Annotated in this window: 11 protein-coding genes; 1 reads left to right on the forward strand and 10 read right to left on the reverse strand. The window is 75.0% G+C overall.

The window, feature by feature from the left end; all coding sequences use genetic code 11:
- Nucleotides 1-4 precede the first annotated feature (4 nt).
- Nucleotides 5-3,247: a CHAT domain-containing protein gene (locus ABTZ03_RS33625; RefSeq protein ID WP_350516939.1), complete on the forward strand. Its 3,243-nt coding sequence runs from the start codon at nt 5-7 to the stop codon at nt 3,245-3,247.
- Nucleotides 3,248-3,407: 160 nt separating this feature from the next.
- Here the strand turns inward: ABTZ03_RS33625 and ABTZ03_RS33630 are convergent, their stop codons facing one another.
- The 10 genes from ABTZ03_RS33630 to ABTZ03_RS33675 form a co-directional block, all read right to left on the reverse strand.
- Nucleotides 3,408-4,292 carry a hypothetical protein gene (locus ABTZ03_RS33630; RefSeq protein WP_350516940.1) on the reverse strand — a complete coding sequence of 295 codons (885 nt, stop codon included), beginning with the start codon at nt 4,290-4,292 and terminating at the stop codon, nt 3,408-3,410.
- A gap of 45 nt (nt 4,293-4,337) precedes the next feature.
- Complete coding sequence (locus tag ABTZ03_RS33635; protein ID WP_350516941.1) at nt 4,338-5,222, reverse strand: 4'-phosphopantetheinyl transferase family protein; 885 nt, start codon at nt 5,220-5,222, stop codon at nt 4,338-4,340.
- 56 nt (nt 5,223-5,278) lie between these two features.
- Nucleotides 5,279-6,070, reverse strand: coding sequence for a dimethylargininase (gene ddaH, locus ABTZ03_RS33640; RefSeq protein WP_502894670.1), 792 nt, complete (start codon nt 6,068-6,070; stop codon nt 5,279-5,281).
- A 176-nt stretch (nt 6,071-6,246) separates the two neighbouring features.
- Nucleotides 6,247-7,548 (reverse strand): MFS transporter, encoded by a 1,302-nt coding sequence (locus ABTZ03_RS33645; RefSeq protein WP_350516943.1) that lies wholly within the window; start codon nt 7,546-7,548, stop codon nt 6,247-6,249.
- The gene (locus ABTZ03_RS33650) at nt 7,545-17,861 is read right to left on the reverse strand and encodes a non-ribosomal peptide synthetase (protein WP_350516944.1); all 10,317 of its coding nucleotides are present in this window, start codon (nt 17,859-17,861) and stop codon (nt 7,545-7,547) included. Before ABTZ03_RS33650 ends, ABTZ03_RS33645 begins: the two co-directional genes overlap by 4 nt.
- Nucleotides 17,862-17,893: 32 nt before the next feature.
- Nucleotides 17,894-18,925 carry a TauD/TfdA family dioxygenase gene (locus ABTZ03_RS33655; RefSeq protein ID WP_350516945.1) on the reverse strand — a complete coding sequence of 344 codons (1,032 nt, stop codon included), beginning with the start codon at nt 18,923-18,925 and terminating at the stop codon, nt 17,894-17,896.
- A gap of 12 nt (nt 18,926-18,937) precedes the next feature.
- The gene (locus ABTZ03_RS33660) at nt 18,938-19,147 is read right to left on the reverse strand and encodes an MbtH family protein (protein WP_350509165.1); all 210 of its coding nucleotides are present in this window, start codon (nt 19,145-19,147) and stop codon (nt 18,938-18,940) included.
- A 171-nt stretch (nt 19,148-19,318) separates the two neighbouring features.
- Entirely contained in the window at nt 19,319-20,536 is a 1,218-nt protein-coding gene (locus ABTZ03_RS33665) for a cytochrome P450 (protein ID WP_350509166.1), read from the reverse strand.
- Nucleotides 20,512-21,300 carry a thioesterase II family protein gene (locus tag ABTZ03_RS33670; protein ID WP_350516946.1) on the reverse strand — a complete coding sequence of 263 codons (789 nt, stop codon included), beginning with the start codon at nt 21,298-21,300 and terminating at the stop codon, nt 20,512-20,514. Before ABTZ03_RS33670 ends, ABTZ03_RS33665 begins: the two co-directional genes overlap by 25 nt.
- On the reverse strand, nt 21,297-23,072 hold the full coding sequence (locus ABTZ03_RS33675) for a non-ribosomal peptide synthetase (protein ID WP_350516947.1): 1,776 nt from the start codon (nt 23,070-23,072) through the stop codon (nt 21,297-21,299). Before ABTZ03_RS33675 ends, ABTZ03_RS33670 begins: the two co-directional genes overlap by 4 nt.
- Nucleotides 23,073-23,152: the final 80 nt, after the last annotated feature.

The raw sequence follows: 23,152 nt of genomic DNA on the forward strand, positions 1-23,152 counted from the left end.
GGAGATGAAGCAGCGCGCCCTGGACCTGCTCCTCGCTTACGAGCGCACCCAGGATCCGCAGACCCTCCTGCGCGCCGTCACGGCCTACCGGCAGCTGAGCGAGGCCGTCCCCCGACAGGACCCTGACCGCGCGAGCTGCCTGTCCAACCTCGGCGTCGCGCTGCAGTGGCTGTTCGAGCTGAACAGTGAGGTGACGGTGCTTCAGCAGTCCGCCACCGCCTACCGCGAGGCGGCCGCCGGCACTCCGCCCGGCGACCCCGATCTCCTGGCCCGGCAGTTCAACGCCAGTCATCTGCTGGCACAGCTCTTCGAACTGACCGCGGCCCCGGCGCACCTGCGCGATGCGGGCCGGGCCGCCCGAGCCGCGCTGCGCGCCCTGGGCCCCGGTGAGCCCGACCGCGAGATCCTGCTGGTCTCCCTCGGTGACACCCTCCGGACGGCATACGAGTGGCTGGGGGATGTCTCCGACCTGCAAGCGGCCACCACGGCCTTCCGGACGGCACTGGACGCGCTTCCGGCGGGCAGCGGCAGCCGGACCGGCTACCGGATCCGGCTCTGTGTCGCCCTGCGGCTGGTCTACGAGCGGACCGGCGACCCGGACGCCCTCCGGGAGGCGGTCGAGGTGGGTCGGCGGGCGGTGCAGGTCACACCGATCGACCACCCGGACCACACCGCACTCCGCGGGAGTCTCGGCAACGCACTGCGGGCGCTGTACGAGCTGAGCGGCGAGGCGGAGGCTCTGGCCGAGGCCCTGGAGATCGCCGGGAACGCGGTCGCCGCGTTGCCCGCCGGACACCCGAATCGCGCGACAGCGCTGAACGTCCTCGCCACCACGCACCTGCTCGATCACCTGCGCACCGGCGAACTCCCGGTCCTACGACAGGCGGTGGAGGCAGGACGGGACGCGATCGACGCTCTCCAGCCGCCGTTCCTGCACCTCGCGACGTACCGGATGAACCTGGCGAACCTCCTGGCGATACTCGCCGGCCGTACCCACGACCGGGCCACGGCGAGCGAGGCGGTGCGACTCGGCCGCGAAGCCGTCGAGGCGTTCGCGCCGAACGACCCCGAGCGCGCCCAGGGCCAGTCCATTCTGAGCCGGGCCCTCAGCCTCCTCGGCCGGCTCGACGACGACCTGGAGACGATGCAGGAGGCGGTGCGCGCGGCCGACAACGCCCGCGACGCCACGCCGTACGACCACCCCGCGTACGTGGAGCGCCTGACCGGCCTCGTCAACGCGCTGATGGGGCTGTACCACCGGACGGGGGTCCGGCAGTTCCTCGATCGCGCAGTACGCGCCGCATCGGACGCAGCCGCGTCCGCCCCGCCGGACCACCCCGACCGTGTCAAAGTCCTGACGAACCTGGCCGGAGTGCTGGAGGCCGCGACCCAAGCGGGGGTCACCGGCCTGGATCTGACGCAGGCCGAGCGTTTCGCCCGGAACGCCGTCGAGGCCGCACCGCCGGGCCTTCCCGAGCGCGCCACCCTGCTGTCGAACCTCGGCGACGTGCTCGTGCTGCTGGCCGAACGGACCGGTGACCCGGCCACGGCACGCGAGTGCGTCAGCGTCTACTCGGCGGCCGCCCGCGTCCCCGGCGCCCCGCCGGTGGTCCGCGTCAGGGCGGCGCAGCGTGCCGCGCGATCAGCCCTGCTGGCCGGCCACCGCCATCAGGCGATGGCACTCGCGGAGACCGCTGTCGCGCTGCTGCCGGAGCTGATCGTGCGCGACGTCGAGCGCGCCGACCGTGAACACCGGCTACGCGGCGTGTACGGCCTCGCCTCGACGGCCGCCGCGGCCGCGATCTCGGTCGGCCGCCCAGAGCGCGCGGTCGAACTGCTGGAGCAGGCCAGGGGGCTGATCCTGGCCAGCACGCTCGAAACCCGCAGCGACCTCACCGAACTGCGCACCCTCGCGCCCGACCTGGCCGAGCCGTTCGACGAGCTGCGCCAGGCCGTCAACGCCCTCGACCACGAGGCGACGGCGCTCGGAGGCACCTTCTCGACGGATGAGCTCGGAGCCCGGCTGAGCAGGCTCGCCACTACCCGCGACCACCTCAACCAGCGATGGAGCCGGCTACTGGACCGCATACGGCAACGCGACGGCCTGGAACGCTTCCTCCAACCACCGCCCATCGACGAGCTGTGCGAGCAAGCCGGGTACGGCCCCGTCGTGTACCTCACGGTCCACGAGCAGCAGGGCCACGCGCTGATCGTGCGCGACGAACCCGGCAACGGTGTCCACGCACTCGCGCTCCCCCCGGAGGTCACGGCGGACAGGGTCGTCGCGAAGGTGGACGCCTTCCGTACGGCCCGGGGCACGGCCGTCGACCGCAGCCGCCCGGCCCAGGAGCGCCGGGTCGCGCAACGTCACGTGCTCGACGTCCTCGGGTGGATGTGGGACAACATCACCGAGCCGGTGCTGTCGCACCTCGGCCACACCACCGCGCCCGCCGCGGACGGACCCTGGCCGCGGATCTGGTGGTGCCCTGTCGGAGCGCTCGCCTTCCTGCCGCTCCACGCCGCCGGCCGTCACGCGGCCTCGCCCCGGGTCGACTCGGTGATGGACCGCGTGGTCAGCTCGTACACACCGAGCATCCGGGCGCTTGCCCATGCCCGCAGGCGGCCACCTGAGGAGTCCCCGTCAGCCGTCGTGGTCGCGGTACCGGACGCGCCCGAGAGTCCGCCGATCGACTCCGCGCTGCTCGAAGCCCAAGCCGTGGGCGCGCTCATTCCGGACGTCGCCGTTCTTCCCTCTCCGGGCACCGAAACCGACCACGACTCCGTGATCGAAGCCCTCCGGCGCCACGGCATCGTCCACCTCGCCTGCCACGGCATCGCCAACCGGAGCGATCCCGCCCACAGCCGGCTGATCCTGCACGACCACCTCACCCGCCCGTTGACCCTGCACGACATCACCGAACTACAGCTGGAATCGGCCGAGTTGGCGTACCTGTCCGCCTGCAGCACCACCGACGTCAACCCGCTCCAGGTGGACGAGTCCACCCAGCTCACCGCCGCCTTCCAGCTGGCCGGCTACCGCAACGTCATCGGGACGCTCTGGCCGATCACCGATCAGACCGCCGCCGCCGTCGCACACGACGTCTACGCCGTCCTCACCGGCAACGGCACGTCACCGCCCGTCCTCGACGCCGTCGCCGAGGCGCTCCACCGGGCAACCCGCCGCCAGCGGGACCGGGCACCGGCGGTGCCGACCCGATGGGCCGCATACATCCACTACGGCGTCTGACCGACCCCCGAAGGATCACGCCAGGCCGGCGAGGATGACGGAGAACCGGGTGGGGTCGATTCGAAGAGCCCTTCCAAGGCGGGGCCGCAGGTCCGGTGGAGGCGCCAGGCAGCCGCTCCCCGACGGTGCGACCGGGACCTGAAGGATCTCCGGTGATCTTCTAGCGGGGCAGCACCACGTGGACCAGGTAGGGCAGGACGGCGACGGCCCGCGGGTCCTGGTCGAGCAGGATGGCGGCCGGGGCGTGGCCCTGGGCGCGCAGGGCGTCGAAGGGGCGCGAGCGGGGCGCCTCCGGAGAAGGCCGGACGCCGGCCGGGAGCTCCTGGTCCGGCCGGACGTCGGGCGCGGTCCGGCCGTCGCGTCGGAGCAGGCGGTCGGCGGCCCGGTGGACGGCCTCCGCGCGGGTGGTGCCGGTGGCGATCACGGTGCCCGGGAACGGGTCGAGCCGCAGCGCGCAGGCGTGGACGGCGAGCAGGTGCGACAGGTCGTGCCCGACCGGGACACCGCACTGACGCAGCGGCCCGACCGCGCAGGCCGTGCAGTCGGCCGGATGGCACCCGCCGTCGCAGCGCGGCTCCAGGTCCGCCCGGGGGACCCGGACGCCCGGGGCGGCGAGCCGCTCCGCGAGCAGCGCCTCGCACTGCTGGGCCAGGCCCTCCTCCAGGGCCCCGAGCCAGGTGAGGCCGGCCGCCGCCCCGACCGGGGGCCGGCCGACCGCGGGGACGTCGCCGAGCGGGATGCGGCGGAGTCCGCCCGTCAGCAGGTCCATGCCCCAGACGGCGGGCGCGCCGCGGGGCCCGGTGGGGCGCAGCCGGTCGGCGGCGAGCGCGGCGAGCGCGGTCAGCACGGCGTCCAGACGCTCCTGCTGGGGGTCGCGGGCCGTCCCGGGGAGGTCGCCGCGGACCGCCGCCGCGGCGAGCACCGGATCGGCCGCCGCCCGGGCGAGCAACTCCTCACCGTGGACCTCGGCGCCACCCAGCACGGCGGCGAAGGCTGCCCGGACCCCCGCCTCGGTCGGGGGGTGGGTGAGCTCCTCGGTCGTCATCCTCGGCCGTTCCTCTCCTGGGTCGCTGCCGACAGGTTCGTCGGTTCATGGAAACAGCGGGTGATATGCGGGCGATAAATTCCTGATCTCCGAGCCGGCCGGTACGTCGAACGGACCGGTGTCCGAGGGTCCCTGACCGTCCGAGGGTCCCTGACCGTCCGGTGGCCGCGCCGACCGGGGTGCGGCGTACGCGACGGCCGCCGCGTACCCCGGGGGCACCGCGAGGTCGGCCAGGGTCCATCCGGGCAGGCCGGTCGGGCGCTCGCCGGTCCCGACGTAGGCGAGGGCGGGATCGACCCCGAGGCCGGTGCCGATGCCCTTGAGGTACGCCTCCTTGCGGCACCAGCAGCGGCCGAACGCGGCCAGCCGGTCCGCCGGGGCCGCGAGCCGCGCCAGTTCGGCGGTCTCCCCCGGGTGCAGGGAGTCCGCGAGTTCGTCGGCGACCTCCGGCTCCGGGAGCAGTTCCACGTCCACCCCGACCGGGGTCGGCCCGAAGGCGAACAGCACCAGGTCCCCGCTGTGCGAGAGCGAGAAGTGCAGGTCGGCCCCCGGTACGGCCGGGCGGCCGTGCGGGCCCGCGCAGAGCGGGCAGGGTTCGCGGTCCAGCACCACCTCGGCCGGGTCCACGGCGAGGTAGGCGCCGAGCAGTCGGCGCAGGCCCAGGTGGGCGGCGGCGTACCGGTCGCGCTCGGCGGCGATCCGCAGTTCCGCGTGGCGCCGGCGCTCGGCCGCGTCCAGCACCTGGTGGGCGTCGCCGATCACCGCCCGGTGCTCGCTGACGGCCAACTGCCAGACGTCGGGCAGCTGGTGCGGACGGTACAGGTCGGCGGACAGCGGGCCGGGCGGGACCGGCCGGGGGCGGCGGACGGGTACGCCGGTTGCGCTGCCGGTGGCGGCGGCCGTGGCGCTGTCGAGCAGGGTTGCGGGCATCTGGGCCTCGTAGTCCGGTCGTCGGTGGCCTGCGGCGGGGCGGGGCGGCGCGGTGGTCAGGCGCCGGCCGGGCGGGGGCGGATCTCCAGCGTGCAGCACTTGGCGCTGCCGCCGCCCTTGAGCAGTTCGGACAGGTCCAGCCCGATCGGCCGGAAGCCGCGGGCGCGCAGCTGCTCGGCGACCCCGGTGGCGGCCTCGGGCAGGATCACGTGGTAGCCGTCGCTGACCACGTTGAGGGCGAACACCGCGGCGTCGCCCTCGGTCACCCGGACCGCGTCGGGGAACAGCCGCTCCAGCACCGCCCGGCTGCCCGCGGAGAACGCCTCCGGGTAGTACATGATCTCGTCGCCGTCGAGCACCGCCAGCGCGGTGTCCAGGTGGTAGAAGCGCGGGTCGACCAGCTCCAGGCTGATCACCGGCCGTCCGAAGAACTCCTGGGCCTCGGCGTGGCTCTCGGGGGTGCTGCGGAACCCGGTGCCGGCCAGCAGGCGGCTGCGGGTGACGAGGAAGTCGCCCTCGCCCTCGTTGACGTGGACCGGGTCGTGCACCTCCTGGTAGCCGTTGGCGCGGAACCACTCCAGGTAGGCCGGCCCCTCGGCCGCGCGCTCGGCGTTGCGGAACCTCACCCCGAGGACCTTGCCGTCGACGATCGTCGCCCCGTTCGCCGCGTACACCATGTCCGGGCAGTCCGGCAGCGGCTCGATCAACTCGACGGTGTGGCCGAGCTCCTGGTGGAGCGCCCGGAGCTGTTCCCACTGGGCGACGGCGAGTCCGGCGTCCACCGGCTTGCTGGGGTCCATCCACGGGTTGATGGCGTAGGTGACGTCGAAGTGGGTGGGCCGGCACATCAGGTAGTGGCGGGCCCGGGGCGTACGGGTTCTGACGGTCCGGGGCTGGCTCTGGGTCCGGGGCTGGGTCTGGGTCTGGGTCTGGGTCTGGGTCTGGGTCTGGGTCATGGCGCAACTCTCGATTCGGTGACGGGTCGACCCGCGGTCGGCGGAGGGGGGGTACGGGAGGGGGCCGGTCAGTCGCGGCGCGGGCCGGGCAGGTCGCGGGCGGTGCGCACCGGGCTCGCGAGCAGGAGCAGGCCGGCGGCCAGCAGCACCCCCGCCATGATCCAGATGGTGGGCCGTGCCCCGAGGGCGTCGCCCAGGAAGCCGCCGAGCAGCGCGCCGACCGGGATCGCCCCGTAGCCGATGGTCGAGGTGCTGGCCCGCACCCGGCCGAGCAGCGCGGGCGGGCAGTAGGTCTGCGAGAAGGTGCCCGAGATGACGTTGCCCGCGACCACCCCGCACACGGCGACGCCCCAGGCCAGCGCGCCCACCGCGACCGGCAGTTGCCGCCCGGAGAAGGGCAGCAGGAAGATCAGCGGGGCGACCGTCAGCATGCACGCCAGCAGGCCGTGCGCGGTGCCCAGGCGGCGGGCGATCCGGGCCGCGACGGCCGCACCGGCCAGCCCGCCGACGCTGACCACCGCGAACACGGCGCCGACGGCGCCCGGCGACAGGCCGACCTCGCGGACCAGGAAGACCGTCTGCACGGCCTGGATCCCGTTCAGGGCGAGGTTGGCCAGCATGCTGAAACAGGCGAGGGTGCGCAGGTAGCGGTCGCCCACGACGAACCGCACCCCCTCGGCGATCTCCCGGCCGAGCGCGCGCCGCGCCGCCGGTGCGGGCGGTTCCTCCCGCACCTCCAGGCGGCTCAGGCAGAACAGCGAGACCAGGTAGGAGACCGAGTCCAGGAGCAGGCCGGTGGCGGCGCCGAAGGCCTGGGCGACCAGGCCGGCCACGCCGGGCCCGGCGACGTCGACCGCCGACTCGCCGCCGCGCAGCTTGCCGTTGGCCTCCATCAGGTCGGGGGCCTCCACCACGGAGGGCAGCAGCGCCCCGTACGCGGTGGTGAAGAAGACCTTGGCCGCGCCGGACAGCAGGGCGACCAGCACCACCTGGGTGACCGTCAGCACGCCGCACCAGGCCGCCACCGGCACACTGCCGAACAGCAGCGCGAGCGCCACGTCGCACACCAGCATCACCCGGCGGCGGCGCCAGCGGTCCACCCAGGCACCGGCCGGCAGGCCGATCAGCAGCCAGGGCAGCCAGGCCGCCGCGGTGATCACGCCCATCATCAGCGGGGAGGCGTCCAGGAGGACCACCGCGACCAGGGAGAGCGAGACATGGCCGACGGCGGTGCCGAGGCCGCTGGTGGTCTCCCCCAACCACAGCCTGCGGAAGCGGGGTTCGGCCCACAGGCCCCAGCGGCCACGGTCGGGTGCGGGGGCGGGTGCGGTCTGCTCCGGCGCGGCCGCCGGTGCGCTGGTGGCGGTCATCGCCGCTCTCCCTCGATCGGGGTGGACATCGGGGTGGACGCCGGGGCGTCCGGGACGACGGCCGGGGCAGGAGGGGCGTCCGGGGCGGACAGCCGCTTGGCCACGGCCTCGGCGTACTCGGCGAGCGGACCCGGCCGGGTCAGCGCGCCGTGGGTGCAGGGCAGGCGCAGGTGGTCGAGCTGCCCGGTGACGTGGGAGCGCCAGGCGCTCTCGTAGGGCCAGCCGGTCGGCTTGTCGAGGGTGGCGCCGACGAACAGCGCGTCGCCGTCGAAGACTCCGGGGGTGTGGGCCCGCTGCAGCGCCTGGTGGTCGGCGAAGACCTCGGGCAGCGCCGACGCGGCCGGTCCGAGCATCGCCGCCAGCGCCTCCTGCCCGGTGGCGTCCAGGCCGAGCGAGGCGAGCAGGTCCGCCCAGTCGTCCCGAGGCTCGGCCGGGTCGGGCTCGGCCGGGTCGGGCTCGGCCAGGAACCCGGCGATCTCCGCCGTCGGGTAGCCGTCGACCAGGGTCAGCGAGCCGACCTCCGCTCCCTCCGCGCGGAGCCGGACCGCCATCGCGTGGGCGACGACCGCGCCGAAGGACCAGCCGAGCAGGTGGTACGGCCCGGACGGCTGGACGGCGCGGACCTCGCGCAGGTAGTGCGCGGCCATCGCGTCGACACTGTCGGGCGTCTCGGCCCGCAGGCCGGGGGCCTGGAGGCCGTACACCGGGTGGGCGGCCTCCAGGTGGCGCAGCAGACCGGAGTAGACCCAGCTGATGCCGGCGGCCGGGTGCACGCAGAACAGCGGGGCGGCGGCGCCGCCGGTGCGCAGCGGCAGCAGCACGTCGAGCGCGTCCTGCGGGCGTTCCGCGTCGGCTTCCAGCCGGGCGGCCAGTCCGGCCGGCGTGGGGCACTCGAAGAGCGTGCGGATGCCGAGGTCGGCGCCGAGCACCGCCCGCACCCGGCTGAGCAGCCTGGTCGCCAGCAGCGAGTGGCCGCCGAGGTCGAAGAAGCCGTCGTCGACCGAGACCGTGTCCAGTCCGAGGGCCTCGGCGAAGAGTCCGCAGAGCAGTTCCTCGCGCGGGGTGCGCGGCAGGCGGCCGGCCGTGCCGCCGAACCGGGGCTGCGGCAGGGCCTTGCGGTCGAGCTTGCCGTTGGCGTTCAGCGGCAGCGCGTCGATCGTCATCACGGTCGCCGGGACCATGTAGGCGGGCAGCAGCCCGGCGACGAAGGCGCGGACCTCGGCGCCGTCGGCGCCGCCGGTCGCGTAGCCGACCAGCCGGTCCTGGTGGGCCACCACCACGGCCTGAGCCACCCCGGGGTGGCGGGTCAGTGCGGCCTCGACCTCGCCGAGTTCGATCCGGAAGCCGCGGATCTTCACCTGGTCGTCGGTGCGGCCCAGGTACTCCAGCAGGCCGTCCTCCCGGCGGCGCACCAGGTCACCGGTGCGGTACATCCGCTCACCGGCCGCGAACGGGCAGGCGACGAAGCGCTCGGCGGTCAGGGCCGGGCGGCCCAGGTAGCCGCGGGCCTGGCCGGTGCCGGCCACGTACAACTCGCCCGGCACGCCCACCGGGACGGGCTCCAACCGGCCGTCCAGCACGTACACCCGGGTGTCGTCCAACGGGGCACCGATCGGCACCCGGCCGGTGCCGAGGTCGGGAAGGGTGACGGCGTGCGCGGTGGCGGCCGTGGTGATCTCGGTCGGGCCGTACAGGTTGCGGACCGACAGCCGGGGGTGGCGTTCCAGCACGCGCCGCATGGTGGCGGCCGACGCGGTGTCACCGCCGGTGGCGAGGACCCGCAGGTCGGCGAAGGTCTCCGGCGCCTCCTCGGCGACCAGGTCGAACAGGCCCTTGGTGAGGAAGAGCGAGGTCACCCGGTGCCGTTCCACGGCGGCGCGCAGGCGGGCCGGGTCGAGGTCGCCGGGCGGGGCGACGACGACCGCGCCGCCGGACAGCAGCGGCACCCACAGCTCGTAGGTGGCCGCGTCGAAGGCGTGCGGGGAGTGCAGCAGCATCCGGTCGGGCTGCTCCCCGGTCCAGCGGTGGTCGGTGGCGAAGGCGGCCACGTCGTGGTGGGTGATCGCGACGCCCTTGGGCAGGCCGGTCGAGCCGGAGGTGTACATCACGTAGGCGAGCTGCTCCGGGTGCACCGCCGGAAGCGCGGACCCGTCGTCGGCGAGGGTGTCGGAGGGCCGGACCACCCGCACGCCGGTGTCGAAGCCCAGCTCCGTACGGTCCGTCAGCAGCACCCCCGCACCGGTCTCGGCCAGCACCCAGGCCAGCCGCTCCGGCGGCAGCGTCGCGTGCAGCGGCACATACACCCCGCCCGCCCGCACGACCGCCAGCGTGGCCACCACCACGTCCACCGACCGCTCCAGCAGCATCGCCACCGGCGACTCCGCCCCCACCCCCAGCCCCACCAGCCGCCGGGCCAGCCGCCCCGAGAGACGGTCCAACTCCCGGTAGGTGTAGGACACTTCGTCCGAGACCACGGCCACCGCATCCGGCGTCCGGGCCACCTGCGCCGCGAACGCCGCCGGCAGCGACACCGCCGGCACCCCCCGCGCGGTGGCGTTCCACCCCACCAGCAACCGCTCCCGCTCCACCCCACCCAGCAGGTCCACCGCCCCGATCCGCACCCCCGGATCCGCCGCCACCTCCCCCAGCAACCGCACCAGACCCGCCGCCAACCGCTCCACCGTCGACCGGTCGAACAGGTCGACGGCGAAGTCCAGCGCGCCGTCGAGTCCGTCGGGGGCGCCCTCCTCGGTGAAGGACTCCGCCATGATCAGGTTGAGGTCGAACTTGGCGGAGCGGACGCCGAGCGGCTCGGGCACGGCGGTGAGTCCGGCGAGCCGCAGCTCGGCCTCCTCGTTGTTCTGCAGGGTCAGCATGACCTGGAACAGCGGGTGCCTGGTCATCGAGCGGGCCGGGTTGAGCTCCTCGACCAGACGGTCGAAGGGCACGTCCTCGTGGGAGTGGGCGTTCAGCTGCACCTCCCGTACCCGGGACAGCAGTTCGGCGAACCGCGGGTCCCCCGAGGTGTCGGTGCGCAGCACCAGGGTGTTGACGAAGAACCCGACCAGGTCGTCCAGCGCCTCGTCGGAACGCCCCGCCGTCACCGACCCGACCGGGACATCCGTCCCGGCCCCGAACCTGGTCAGCAGCGCGGCCAGCGCCGCCTGCAGCACCATGAACAGCGTGACCCGCTGCGAACGCGCCAACTCCGCCAGCGCAGCGTGGAGTTCGGTGTCCAGGGCGAGGGTGACGCGTTCGGCGCGCCGGTCCCCTCCGGTGGCGGGGCGCGCCTGGGCGTAGGGCAGCGTCAGCTCCTCGGGGCTGCCGGCCAGGGTCTGCTTCCAGTGGGCGAGCTGACGGGCGGCCAGGCTGTCCGGGTCGTCCTCGGCGCCGAGCAGGTCGCGCTGCCAGAGCGCGTAGTCGGCGTACTGCACCGGCAGCGGCGCCCAGTCGGGCGCCTCCCCCGCGCACCGGGCCGCGTAGGCGGCCGTGAGGTCGCGCAGCAGCGGCGCCATCGACCAGCCGTCGCCGGCGATGTGGTGCAGCACCACCAGCAGCACGTGCTCGCGCTCGCCGAGCTCGAACAGGCTGGCGCGCAGGGGCAGTTCACCGGCCAGGTCGAAGGGCCGCCAGGCGGCCGCGGCCAGCACCCCGGCCAGGTCCGCCGCCAGGCACTCCAGCACGTCGAGCCGCAGCCGGACGCCCTCGGCCGGGCGGACCTGCTGGCACGGCACTCCGTCGGTCTCGCCGACCACGGTGCGCAGGCTCTCGTGCCGGACCACCACGTCGGTGAGCGCGGCCCGCAGCGCCGCACGGTCGAGCCGGCCGTGCAGCCGCAGCGCGAACGGCAGGTTGTACTGGGCGCTCGGGCCCTGGATCCGGTCCAGCAGCCACATCCGCTGCTGGGCGAAGGAGAGCGGCAGGGTGTCCGGGCGCGGGCGGGCGGCGAGCGCGGTGCGGCCGCCGGCCGCGGTGTCCAGCCGGGCCGCGAGCTGGGCCACGGTGGGCGCGTCGAAGACCTCGCGCAGCTCCAGTTCCGCCCCGAGCACCGTCCTGATGCGGCTGATCAGCCGGGTGGCGAGCAGCGAGTGCCCGCCGAGGTCGAAGAAGCCGTCGTCGACCGAGACCGCGACCGGATCCAGCCCGAGGACCTCGGCGAAGAGCCCGCAGAGCAGTTCCTCCCGCAGGTCGCGCGGCGGACGGCCGGCGCCCCGGGCGGGGAGCACGGGCCGCGGCAGCGCCCTGCGGTCGAGCTTGCCGTTGGGGGTCACCGGCAGCGCGTCGATGACCACCAGGGCGGCCGGCACCATGTACTCGGGCAGCCGGGCGGCCAGGTGGGCGCGCAGCGCGGCGGTGTCCACGGCGTCGTCCCCGCCGCCGTCCCCGCCGTCCCCGCCGTCCTGCGGCACCACGTACCCGACCAGGCGCTGGTCCCCGGGAGTGTCCTCGCGCAGCACCACGACGGCGTGCGCGACCAGCGGGTGACCGGCCAGGGTGTTCTCGATCTCGCCGAGTTCGACCCGCAGGCCGCGGATCTTCACCTGGTCGTCGGCGCGGCCGAGGAAGAGCAGCGCGCCGTCCCGGCCCCAGCGGGCCACGTCGCCGGTGCGGTACATCCGGCTGCCGGCCGGGCCGTACGGGTCGGCGACGAAGCGCTCGGCGGTCAGCCCGGGGCGGTTCAGGTAGCCGCGGGCCAGCTGGTCGCCCGCGAGATAGAGGTCGCCGGGCACGCCCGGGGGCACCGGGCGCAGGTCCGCGTCCAGGACGTGGACCCGGGTGTTCCACACCGGCCGGCCGATCGGCACGTGCGGGTTGTCGGTGTCGTGCCGGCACGGCCAGGCGGTGACGTCGACGGAGGCCTCGGTGGGCCCGTAGAGGTTGTGCAGCGGCACGTCGAGCAGGGCGAGGAAGCGGTCCCGCAGGTCGGCGGGCAGGGCCTCGCCGCTGCAGAACACCGCGCGCAGCCCGGTGCAGTCGGCCGCCGCGGGCTCCTGCACGAAGACCTGGAGCATCGACGGCACGAAGTGGGTGACGGTGATCCGCTCGCGCCGGATCAGTTCCGCCAGGTAGGCCGGGTCGCGGTGGCCGCCGGGGCGGGCGAGCACCATGGTGGCGCCCTCCAGCAGCGGCCAGAAGAACTCCCAGACGGAGACGTCGAAGCCGAACGGCGTCTTCTGGAGCACCCGGTCGGCCGCGGTGAGGCGGTACTCGTGCTGCATCCAGGCCAGCCGGTTGACGATGCCCAGGTGCGGCACGGCCACGCCCTTGGGCTTGCCGGTCGAGCCGGAGGTGTAGATCACGTACGCGGGGTGGGCGGGCAGCAGCGGGGCCGGGCGGTCCGCGTCGGTGACCGGCGCGGCGGAGTGGGCGGACAGGTCGAGGTCCTCGTAGCGCAGCACCCCGGCGGTGCCGGCCGGGACGGCCGCGCCGCTCGCACCGGTGGTGAGCACCATGGCCGGGGCGGCGTCGGACAGCATGTGGCCGATCCGGTCGGCCGGGTACTCGGGGTCGACCGGCAGGTAGGCCGCGCCGGTCTTGAGGACGGCGAGCAGCGAGACCACCAGGCCGAGCGAGCGCTCCATGACCAGGGCGACGGTGCGCTCCGGGCCGGCGCCCAGGCCCAGCAGCAGCCGGGCCAGCCGGTTGGCGCGGGCGTCCAGTTCGGCGTGGTCGAGCCGCTCGTCGCCGCAGACCACGGCGGGGTGCCCGGGGGTGCGGGCGGCCTGCGCCGCGAGCAGGGCGGGCAGGGTGGCGGGGGTGACCGGGGCCGCGGTGTCGTTCCAGTCCTCCAGGACGCGGCGCCGCTGGGCCTCGTCGAGGATCTCGACGGTCGCCACCGGGCGCTCCGGGTCGGCGGCGACGCCGGCCAGCAGCCGGACCAGGGCGGCGGCGAGGTCCCGGGCGGTCTCCGGGTCGAACAGGTCGGCCGCGTACTCCAGGACGCCGCCGACCCCGGTCGGCCGTCCGTCGGCACCGTGCCGCTCGGCCAGGTTGAGGGTCAGGTCGAAGGCCGTGGAGGAGAACTCGGTGGGCTCGAACTCCGCGCTCACGCCGGGGAATTCGAGGGTGGCGCCGGTGGTGTTGTTGAACGCCAGCATCGCCTGGAAGAGCGGGTGGCGGCCGGTCGCGCGGGCCGGGTTGAGCTCCTCGACCAGGCGCTCGAAGGGGACGTCCTGGTGGGCGTAGGCGGCCAGGCTGGCGGCCCGGACCCGGGCCAGCAGCTCCGCGAAACCGGGGCGGCCGGACAGGTCGACGCGCAGCACCAGGGTGTTGGCGAAGAAGCCGACCAGGCCGCCGAGGGCGTCGTCCGCGCGGCCCTCGACGGGTGCGCCGAGCGGGATGTCCTCGCCGGCGCCGAAGCGGCCGAGCACCGCGGCGAACGCGGCCTGGAACAGCATGAACGGGGTGACGTGGTGGGTGCGCGCCAGCACCGTCAGCCGCTCGTACAGCTCGGGGTCCAGTTCGACCGGGACGCTCCCGCCCCGGTAGGAGGCGACGGCGGGGTGCGGCCGGTCGGTGGGCAGCGCCAGTTCGTCCGGCAGACCTGCCAGGGCCTGGCGCCAGAAGCCGAGCTGACGGGAGAGCAGACTGTCCGGGTCGGCGGCGTCGCCGAGCAGGTCGCGCTGCCAGAGGGTGTAGTCGGCGTACTGGACCGGCAGCGCGGCCCACCCGGGGGCGCCGCCGGCCAGCCGGGCGCGGTAGGCGGTGGCGAGGTCGTCGAAGAGCGGGCTCAGCGAGGCGCCGTCCCCGGCGATGTGGTGCACGACCAGGACCAGGACGTGGTCCTCGGTGCCCCGCGGGATCAGGTAGGCGTGCAGCGGCACGTCGGCGGCCAGGTCGAAGACGTGGCCGGCGGCCTCGGCGACGGTGCGCTCGCCGACGGTGAGCAGCGGACCGGCCGGGGCGTCCAGCACCTGCTGGTACGGCTCGCCGGCGACCGGGCGGACGACGGTGCGCAGCGCCTCGTGGCGCAGCACCACGTCGTGCAGGGCGCGGTCGAGGGCCCCGGCGTCCAGTGGGCCGCGCAGCCGCAGGGCCAGCGAGATGTTGTGCATCGGGCTGGGGCCTTCGAGCTGGCCGATGAACCAGAGCCGCTGCTGGGCGGAGGAGAGCGGCAGCCGCTCCGGGCGGTCGGCGCGGCGCAGGGCGGGCCGGGCCGAGGGGGTGGCGAGCCGTTGGGCGAGCTCGGCGACGGTGGGGGCCTGGAAGAGGTCCGGGATGGTGACCTCGGCGCCCAGGACGGTGCGGATCCGGGTGACCAGGCGGCTGGCCAGCAGGGAGTGGCCACCGAGGACGAAGAAGTCGTCGTCGACGGTGATCGAGTCGCGGCCGAAGACGCCGGCGAACAGGGAGCAGAGGATCTGTTCCTGCGGGGTGCGCGGGGCGCGGCCGCGGCCCTCGGTGACCAGGGGCGGCTCGGGCAGCGCTCGGCGGTCGACCTTGCCGTTGGCGTTCAGCGGCAGGGTGTCGACCACCATGACGTGCGGGACCATGTAGCCGGGCAGCCGGTCCCCCGCGTGGGCGCGCAGCTCGGCCGCCAGGTCCGGCCGTTGGCCGTCGGGGGCGCAGTGGTCGGGGGTGCGGTGGTCGGGGGTGTAGTGATCGGGGGTGCAGTAGGCGACCAGGCGCTTGTCGCCGTCCTCGGTGCGCACCACGACGACGACCTGGCCGACGCCGGGGTGGCGGCCGAGGACGGCCTCGACCTCGCCGAGTTCGATCCGGAAGCCGCGGATCTTCACCTGGTCGTCGGTGCGGCCCAGGTACTCCAGCAGGCCGTCCTCCCTGCGGCGCACCAGGTCGCCGGTGCGGTACATCCGCTCGCCGGCCGCGAACGGGCAGGCGACGAAGCGCTCGGCGGTCAGGGCGGGGCGGTTGAGGTAGCCGCGGGCCTGGCCGGTGCCGGCCACGTACAACTCGCCCGGCACGCCCACCGGGACGGGCTCCAACCGCCCGTCCAGCACGTACACCCGGGTGTCGTCCAACGGGGCACCGATCGGCACCCGGCCCGCGGTGTCGGCGGTGGTGATGCGGTGGAAGGCGGCGAAGGTGGTGGTCTCGGTGGGGCCGTAGCCGTTGCCGAGCGTCACCTCCGGGCAGGCGTCGAGGACCCGGCGGACCATCGCCGGGGCGGCGGCGTCACCGCCGGTGGTGACCGCACGCAGCCCGGCGAAGGTCTCCGGTGCCTCCTCGGCGACCAGGTCGAACAGGCCCTTGGTGAGCCAGAGGGCGGTGACGCCGTGGCGCTCGACCACCGCGCGCAGGCGGGCCGGGTCGAGGTCGCCGGGCGGGGCGACGACGACCGCGCCGCCGGACAGCAGCGGCACCCACAGCTCGTAGGTAGCGGCGTCGAAGGCGTGCGGGGAGTGCAGCAGGATGCGCCGGTGGTGCTCGGTCCAGCGGTGGTCGGTGGCGAGGGTGACGACGTCGTGGTGGGTGATCGCGACGCCCTTGGGCAGGCCGGTCGAGCCGGAGGTGTACATCACGTAGGCGAGCTGCTCCGGGTGCACTGACGGAAGAAGCGCGGACCCGTCGTCGGCGAGGGCGTCCGAGGGCCGGACCACCTGCACGCCGGACTCGAAGCCCAGCTCGGTACGGTCCGTCAGCAGCACCCCCGCACCGGTCTCGGCCAGCACCCAGGCCAGCCGCTCCGGCGGCAGCGTCGCGTGCAACGGCACATACACCCCGCCCGCCCGCACGACCGCCAGCGTGGCCACCACCACGTCCACCGACCGCTCCAGCAGCATCGCCACCGGCGACTCCGCCTCCACGCCCAACCCCACCAGCCGCCGGGCCAGCCGCTCCGAGAGACGGTCCAACTCCCGGTAGGAGTAGGACACTTCGTCCGAGACCACGGCCACCGCATCCGGCGTCCGGGCCACCTGCGCCGCGAACGCCGCCGGCAGCGACACCGCCGGCACCCCCCGCGCGGTGTCGTTCCACCCCACCAGCAACCGCTCCCGCTCCACCCCACCCAGCAGGTCCACGGCACCGATCCGCACCCCCGGATCCGCCGCCACCTCCCCCAGCAACCGCACCAGAGCCGCCGCCAACCGCTCCACCGTCGACCGGTCGAACAGGTCGACGGAGTACTCGACGGAGCCGGTGAGCCCGTTCGGGGCGCCGTCCGCCGTGAGGGCCTCGGTCATGCCGATGTTGAGGTCGAACTTGGCGACCCTGATCCCGAGCGGCTCGCCGTCCGCGGTCAGCCCGGGCAGGTCGAGGCGGGCCTCCTCGTTGTTCTGCAGGACGAACATCACCTGGAACAGCGGGTGCCGGGCCGTGGAGCGGGCCGGGTTGAGCTCCTCGACCAGACGGTCGAAGGGCACGTCCTCGTGGGAGTGGGCGTCCAGCTGCACCTCCCGGACCCGGGACAGCAGTTCGGCGAACCGCGGGTCCCCCGAGGTGTCGGTGCGCAGCACCAGCGTGTTGACGAAGAACCCGACCAGGTCGTCCAGCGCCTCGTCGGAACGCCCCGCCGTCACCGACCCGACCGGCACGTCCGTCCCGGCCCCGAACCTGGTCAGCACCGCGGCCAGCGACGCCTGCAGCACCATGAACAGCGTGACCCGCTGCGAACGCGCCAACTCCGCCAGCGCGGCGTGCAGTTCGGGTTCGATCCGGAACGGCAGCGCGTCGGCCCGGGCGCTCAGAGTGTGCGGCCGGGGGCGGTCGAAGGGCAGCGTCAGCTCCTCGGGGCTGCCGGCCAGGACCTCCTTCCAGTGGGCGAGTTGCTGCGACAGCAGGCTCTCGGGGTCGCTGTCCTCGCCGAGGACTTCGCGCTGCCAGAGCGCGTAGTCGGCGTACTGCACCGGCAGCGGCGCCCAGCCGGGCGCCTCGCCCGCGCGGCGGGCGGTGTACGCGGTGGCGAGGTCGCGCAGGAACGGGCCCTGCGACCAGCCGTCGCCGGCGATGTGGTGCAGCACCACCAGCAGCACGTGCTCGCGCTCGCCGAGCTCGAACAGGGTGATCCGGACGGGGAGTTCGCCGCTCAGGTCGAAGGCCCGGGCGGACGCCGAGTCGAGCAGGGCGGGGTAGCCCGCCGGGTCGGCGGTGCAGTCGACGACGTCGAGGACGAGATCCGCGGCCGCGGTGCCCACCGGTACCACCCGGGGCTCGGGGACCCCCGCGGCGGCCGGGAAGACCGTCCGCAGGGCCTCGTGCCGGGTGACCACGTCCACGGCCGCCTCCCGCAGGGCGCCCCGGTCCAGTTCGCCGTGCAGTCGCAGGGCGAACGGCAGGTTGTAGAGCGGGCCGGGCCCCTCGATCTGGTCGACCAGCCACAGGCGCTGCTGCGCAAACGAAACCGGGATCACGGATCTGTCCTTACGTCACTGTGCGGGAGGGGTCACGCCGGGAGGACGGCGGGCAGGGCGCCGGCGGGCAGGGCCGCCGGCGCGACACCGGGGCGGCAGGCGAGGAGGTCGACGGGCTCGCCCATCACGACGGCGATCTTGCGGTCGCCCGTGAAGGGGTCGCGGCCGTGCGAGGTCGAGACGTTGTCGACCAGGAGCAGGTCGCCCCGCTGCCACGGCTCCCGTACGGTGGCCTCCTCGTAGGCCCGGTTGATGCCCGCCACCTCGTCCTCGGTGAGCGGGACGCCGTCGCCGATGCCGGTGTTGAAGGGCAGGCCGTCCGGGCCGAACTCCTCGGTGAGGGCCTCACGGATGACCGGGTCCAGCGACCACTCGCTCCAGAAGGCCATGTGGTTGAACCAGACCTCCTCGCCGGTGCCCGGGTGGACGACGGTGCCGGGGCGCAGCTGGCGGGTGCGCAGCCGGCCGTCCTCCTGCCACTCCCAGCCGATGTGGTTCTCGGTGCAGTAGGCCTCGACCGCGGCCGGGTCCTCGGTGGCGAAGGCGGTGCGCCAGTCCAGCGAGACGTACTCGGAGTAGGTGCGGGTGAGGGTCCAGCCGGTGGCGCGGACCCGCTCCAGGACCGTGGCCGGGAGGTTGGCCAGGACCTTGCGGCAGTCCGCGACCGGGGTGGCGCCGCCCTCGGCGGGGGCGATCAGGCAGGCGAACAGCAGCAGCCCCGGGAAGGTGAGGGTGTAGCTGTTCTCGTTGTGCATCCGGATCGCCTGGTTCGGCGGCAGGTCGGTGGAGGAGGCGACGCCGTTGCCGAAGTCGCTGCGCGGGGTGGCCTTCTCCCGGTACGGGGTGGGGTTGGGGAGCAGGACGTCGCGGACCGCGGCGACGTCCTCGCTGGTGGCCACCGGCAGGCCGCGCAGGAAGACCGCGCCGTGCTCGGCGAGCGCCTGCGCGATCTGCCGGTGGTGCTCGCGCAGCCAGCCGACGGCCGCGGTCATGCTGTCGATGCCGGGGATCCGGGTCAGCGCCGGGCGGCCCGGCTCGATCTCCCAGTGGAGTGTCTGCGCCATCGTCCCGGGCCCTCAGCCGGCCAGCGCGGCGACGAGGCTCGCCGGGCGGATGTCGGTCCAGTTCTCCTCGATGTGGGCGAGGCAGGCCTGGCGGGTGTCCTCACCGAAGACGGCCGTCCAGCCGGCCGGGACGTCGATCCAGCTCGGCCAGAGCGAGTGCTGGTTCTCCTCGTTGACCAGGACCTGATAGGTGCTGTTCTCGTCCTCGAAGGGGTTCGACATGGGTGGTTCCTCCGTCGGGTGGGCGTGCGATGCACGGTGGACTGGTGGTGGGTGGGGTGGGGCGGACGGACGGGCGCGGTGCCCGCGGGGCGGGCGGGCCGTCCGGGTGCCTCCAAGCTATCGGCGGGATCCGCCGCCGCCCGGCAGGAATTCCGGCAGCTGGGCGGAAGTTCAGCGGGCGATCAGGCGCACCGGGAAGCGGTCCAGGCCGAAGTTGATGATCGAGCGGTTGTACTGCACCGGGCCGGTCTGCTCGATCCGCTCGACCCGCGACAGCACGGCCTCGAACAGGGCGGTCAGCTCGGACTTGGCCAGCGGCGCGCCGATGCAGTAGTGGGCGCCGAGCCCGAGCGCCAGGTGCCGGTTGGGGGACCGGTCGAGCAGGATGTCGTGCGGGCGGTCGAAGACGGCCGGGTCGCGGTTGGCGGCCCAGGTCCAGACGACCACCCGCTCGCCCTTGCGGATCGGTTGGCCGCCGAGTTCGGTGTCCCGGGCGGCGACCCGCAGGGTGTGCAGGCCGACCGAGGTCCAGCGCAGCAGTTCGTCCAGTGCGGCGCCCATCTCGGCCCGGCCGCTCCGCAGGTCCTCCCAGAGCCGGGGGCGCTGGACGACGGCGAGCAGGCCCATCACGGCCGTGTGGCGGACCGTCTGCACGCCGCCGACCACGATGTTGTCCAGGTTGAGCACGACGTCCTCGACCGGCAGCAGCCGGCCGGCGACCCGGTAGGTGGCCATCTTGCTGATCAGGTCGTCGCGCGGGTCGGCCCGGCGCTTCATCACCTGGTGCATCAGGTACGGGATGAGCCGCTGGTGGCCGGCCCGGCGCTCCTCGGCGGTACGGCCCAGGAAGGCGTCGTCGCAGACCTTGACGACCATCTCGCGGTCCTGCTCGGGGACGTCCAGCAGGTCGCACATCACGGTCAGCGGCAGCGGGGCGACCACGTCGACCAGGTCGACCTCGCCCTGCCGCACCGCCCCGTCGACGATCCGGTTCGCCAGGTCGACGATCCCGGCCCGGGTGCCGCGCACCCCGCTCGGCGAGAAGAACGGGACGACGGGGGCGCGCAGTTCGCGGTGGCGGGGCGGATCGGTCAGGGCCATCATCCGGCCGGCGCCGACCGGCGTGTTGCCGGCGCCCGCTCCGAGCAGCGAGCCCTCCTCGGAGCTGTAGGTGGCGGTGTCCTTGAGGACCTCCGCGGCCAGGTCGTAGGAGAGCACCGACCAGACCGGTCCGTCGGTCGCGGTCTGCGAGCGCTGCACCGGGGCGGCGCTGCGCAGCCCGTCGACCAGTTCCGGGACGTCGGGGCGCTCCCACAGGGCGGGGTCGCTCAGGTCGGGGGCCGACGGTGCGGCCGGGGCGGGGATCAGATCGAGAGCGGGCGCAGCCACGGCTCCTCCTTGCCGGTACGGGCGGGCTCGCGCCCGATGATCGAGGTCAGGACGTCCACCGGGCCGGGCTGTTCCACGGTCGCCAGCAGGTGGCCGCCGGGGACGACGGCGAGGCCGAAGTCCCCGCTGGTGTGCCGCGCCCAGCCGGCCAGCCGGGGGGCGTCGAGCATCGGGTCGGCGTCCCCGGCGATCGCGTAGAGGTCGGCGGCGAGCGGCGGCCCGGCGCGGTGCCGGTAGGTGTCGCGGACGGTCAGGTCGGCGCGGATGGCGCGCAGTGCGAGCTCCCTCAACTCCGGTTCTGCTTCGACGAGTTCGCCCATGCCGGCCAGGCGCAGCAGGTCCTCGGCGGTGCACTGGGGCGGGGTCGGGCCGGCCCAGTCGCCGGGCGGCGAGGCCGAGGCGGCGATCACCGCGTCCGGGCGCTGCCCGGCGGGCAGGGCCCGGGCCACCTCGTAGGCGAGCAGCGAGCCGAAGCTCTGCCCGTAGAAGCCGAACCGGCCGTGCAGGTGCGGGCGCAGGGCCTCGACGACGTCGGCGACCAGCCGGTCGAAGTCGGCGGGCATCGGCTGGCGCCCGCGGCCGCCACGGGCGGGCATCCGCAGCGCCCAGACCTCGGCTGCCGGGGCCAGCGCGTGGCCGAGCGGGGTGAAGGCGGTGGCGTCGCCGCCGGCGTGCGGGAAGCAGAACAGCCGGTACGGGTCGTGCTGCTGCGGGGCCGGCACGAACAGCCAGTCGCCCTCGATCCGGGGGCGGGGGGCGGTCACCGGGCGCCCGCCCCGCTGCCGACCAGGGCCGGGCGGCGCGGCGCGCCGGCGCGGGTGGCCCGGCGCACCGCCTCGGTGAAGTCGGCGAGGTCGCGGGAGTCGAGCAGGTGGCGCAGCTGGATCTCGATGCCCAGTGCGCGGCGCAGCAGGTGGGTGACCCGGAGCGCGGCGAGCGAGTGCCCGCCGAGGCCGAGGAAGTCGTCGTCGGGACGCAGGTCGGTGCGGCCCAGGACGGTCCGCCACACCTCGGCGACCTGCTCGGCGACCTCGTCGGCCGGGCTCGTCGGGTCGGCCGGGGCGGCGGACTCCCGCTGCGGGCGGGGCGCGGGCAGGGCGGCGTGGTCGACCTTGCCGTTCGGGGTGAGCGGCAGGGCGTCCAGGACGACCACGGCGGCCGGGACGAGGTGCGCGGGCAGCAGGGTCCGGACGTGGGCGAGGACGGCGTCGGCGTCCGGCGCCCCGGGCCCGGTGGTGGTGACGTAGCCGACCAGCTGCTGGTCTCCGTGCTCGGTGCGGTGGACCGTGACGGCCGCCGCGGGCACCTGCGGGTGACGGGTGAGGGCGGCCTCGATCTCGCCGGGCTCGATCCGGAAGCCGCGCAGCTTGACCTGCCGGTCGGCCCGGCCGCCGAAGCGCAGGGTGCCGTCCTCGGCGTACCGGGCGAGGTCGCCGGTGCGGTACATCCGGGCGCCGGGGGTGAACGGGGAGGCGACGAACCGCTCGGCGGTCAGGGCGGACCGGCGCAGGTAGCCGTGGGCGAGGCCGGGCCCCTCGACGTACAGCTCGCCGGTGGCGCCGGCGGTGACCGGGCGCAGCCGCTCGTCCAGCAGGTGCAGGCCGACGCCGGGCAGCGGGCCGCCGAGGTGCGGCGCCGTGCCGGCGATCCGGGTGGCGGTGGAGTCGACCGTGCACTCGGTGGGCCCGTACAGGTTGAGGGCGTCGAGGCCGCCGGAGACCAGCTCCGTCCAGGTGCGCTCGGGCACCGGCTCGCCGCCCATGAACAGGCGCACCCGGCGGGCGCCGAACGGCTCGCGCAGCAGTTCCCAGTGCGAGGGGGTGAGGTCCAGGTCGGTCACGCCGTGCTCGTCGAGCACGGCGACCAGCCGGGCCGGGTCGGTGCGGGTCTCCCGGTCGATCACCACGACGGTGTCGCCGCGGCACACCCGGGCCCACTGCTGCACCGAGGCGTCGAAGGAGACGCTGGCGCTCCAGCCGACCACCCCCGGCTCGGCCCGGTAGAGGTCGAGCCCGGCCAGGCCGGCGAGCAGCGCGGCGACCCCGCCGCGGGTGGCCTGGACGCCCTTGGGGGTGCCGGTGGAGCCGGAGGTGTGGATGACGTAGGCGGCGTCCCGCGCGGTGGTCGCGGTGTCGGGGCCGACCGGGCCGGTGGCGTCCGGGGCGAGCACCGGCACGTCCTCGGCCAGCGGCACCCGGCCGTGGCCGGCCGTCAGGAGGAGGGAGATGCCGGCGTCGCCGGCCATGAAGGCGAGCCGCTCCGCCGGGTAGTCCGGGTCGAGCGGCACGTAGGCCGCGCCGGCGCGCCAGACCGCGAGCAGGGCGACCAGCAGGTCGGTGGTCCGGGGCAGGTGGACACCGACCCGGTCGCCGCGGCCGATGCCGTGGGCGCGCAGCGCGCCGGCCAGGGCGGCGGTGCGCGCGGCCAGCTCGGCGAAGGTCAGCGCGCCGTCGGTGCCGCGCACGGCGGTCCGCCCGGGGGCGGCCTCGGCGGCGGCCAGGAACGCGGCGAGCGGGTCGATGTGGCTGGTGGTCATGCGGGGTGCTTCCTCTCGGGCGGGGTGCGGGTGCGAGTTCGGGTGCGGGTTCGGTGCGGGGCGGCGGGGCACGGGGCCGG

Origin of the sequence: Kitasatospora sp. NPDC096077, from assembly GCF_040303245.1 — a bacterium.
Taxonomy (GTDB): Bacteria; Actinomycetota; Actinomycetes; order Streptomycetales; family Streptomycetaceae; genus Kitasatospora.

Coding starts and splice junctions, on each gene's coding strand:
- ABTZ03_RS33635 (WP_350516941.1), bottom strand. CDS start 5,222: ATGCCCGCAACCCTGCTCGACAGCGCCACGGCCGCCGCCACCGGCAGC.
- ABTZ03_RS33630 (WP_350516940.1), bottom strand. CDS start 4,292: ATGACGACCGAGGAGCTCACCCACCCCCCGACCGAGGCGGGGGTCCGG.
- ABTZ03_RS33645 (WP_350516943.1), bottom strand. CDS start 7,548: ATGACCGCCACCAGCGCACCGGCGGCCGCGCCGGAGCAGACCGCACCC.
- ABTZ03_RS33625 (WP_350516939.1), top strand. CDS start 5: ATGAAGCAGCGCGCCCTGGACCTGCTCCTCGCTTACGAGCGCACCCAG.
- ABTZ03_RS33675 (WP_350516947.1), bottom strand. CDS start 23,072: ATGACCACCAGCCACATCGACCCGCTCGCCGCGTTCCTGGCCGCCGCC.
- ABTZ03_RS33660 (WP_350509165.1), bottom strand. CDS start 19,147: ATGTCGAACCCCTTCGAGGACGAGAACAGCACCTATCAGGTCCTGGTC.
- ABTZ03_RS33655 (WP_350516945.1), bottom strand. CDS start 18,925: ATGGCGCAGACACTCCACTGGGAGATCGAGCCGGGCCGCCCGGCGCTG.
- ddaH (WP_502894670.1), bottom strand. CDS start 6,070: ATGTGCCGGCCCACCCACTTCGACGTCACCTACGCCATCAACCCGTGG.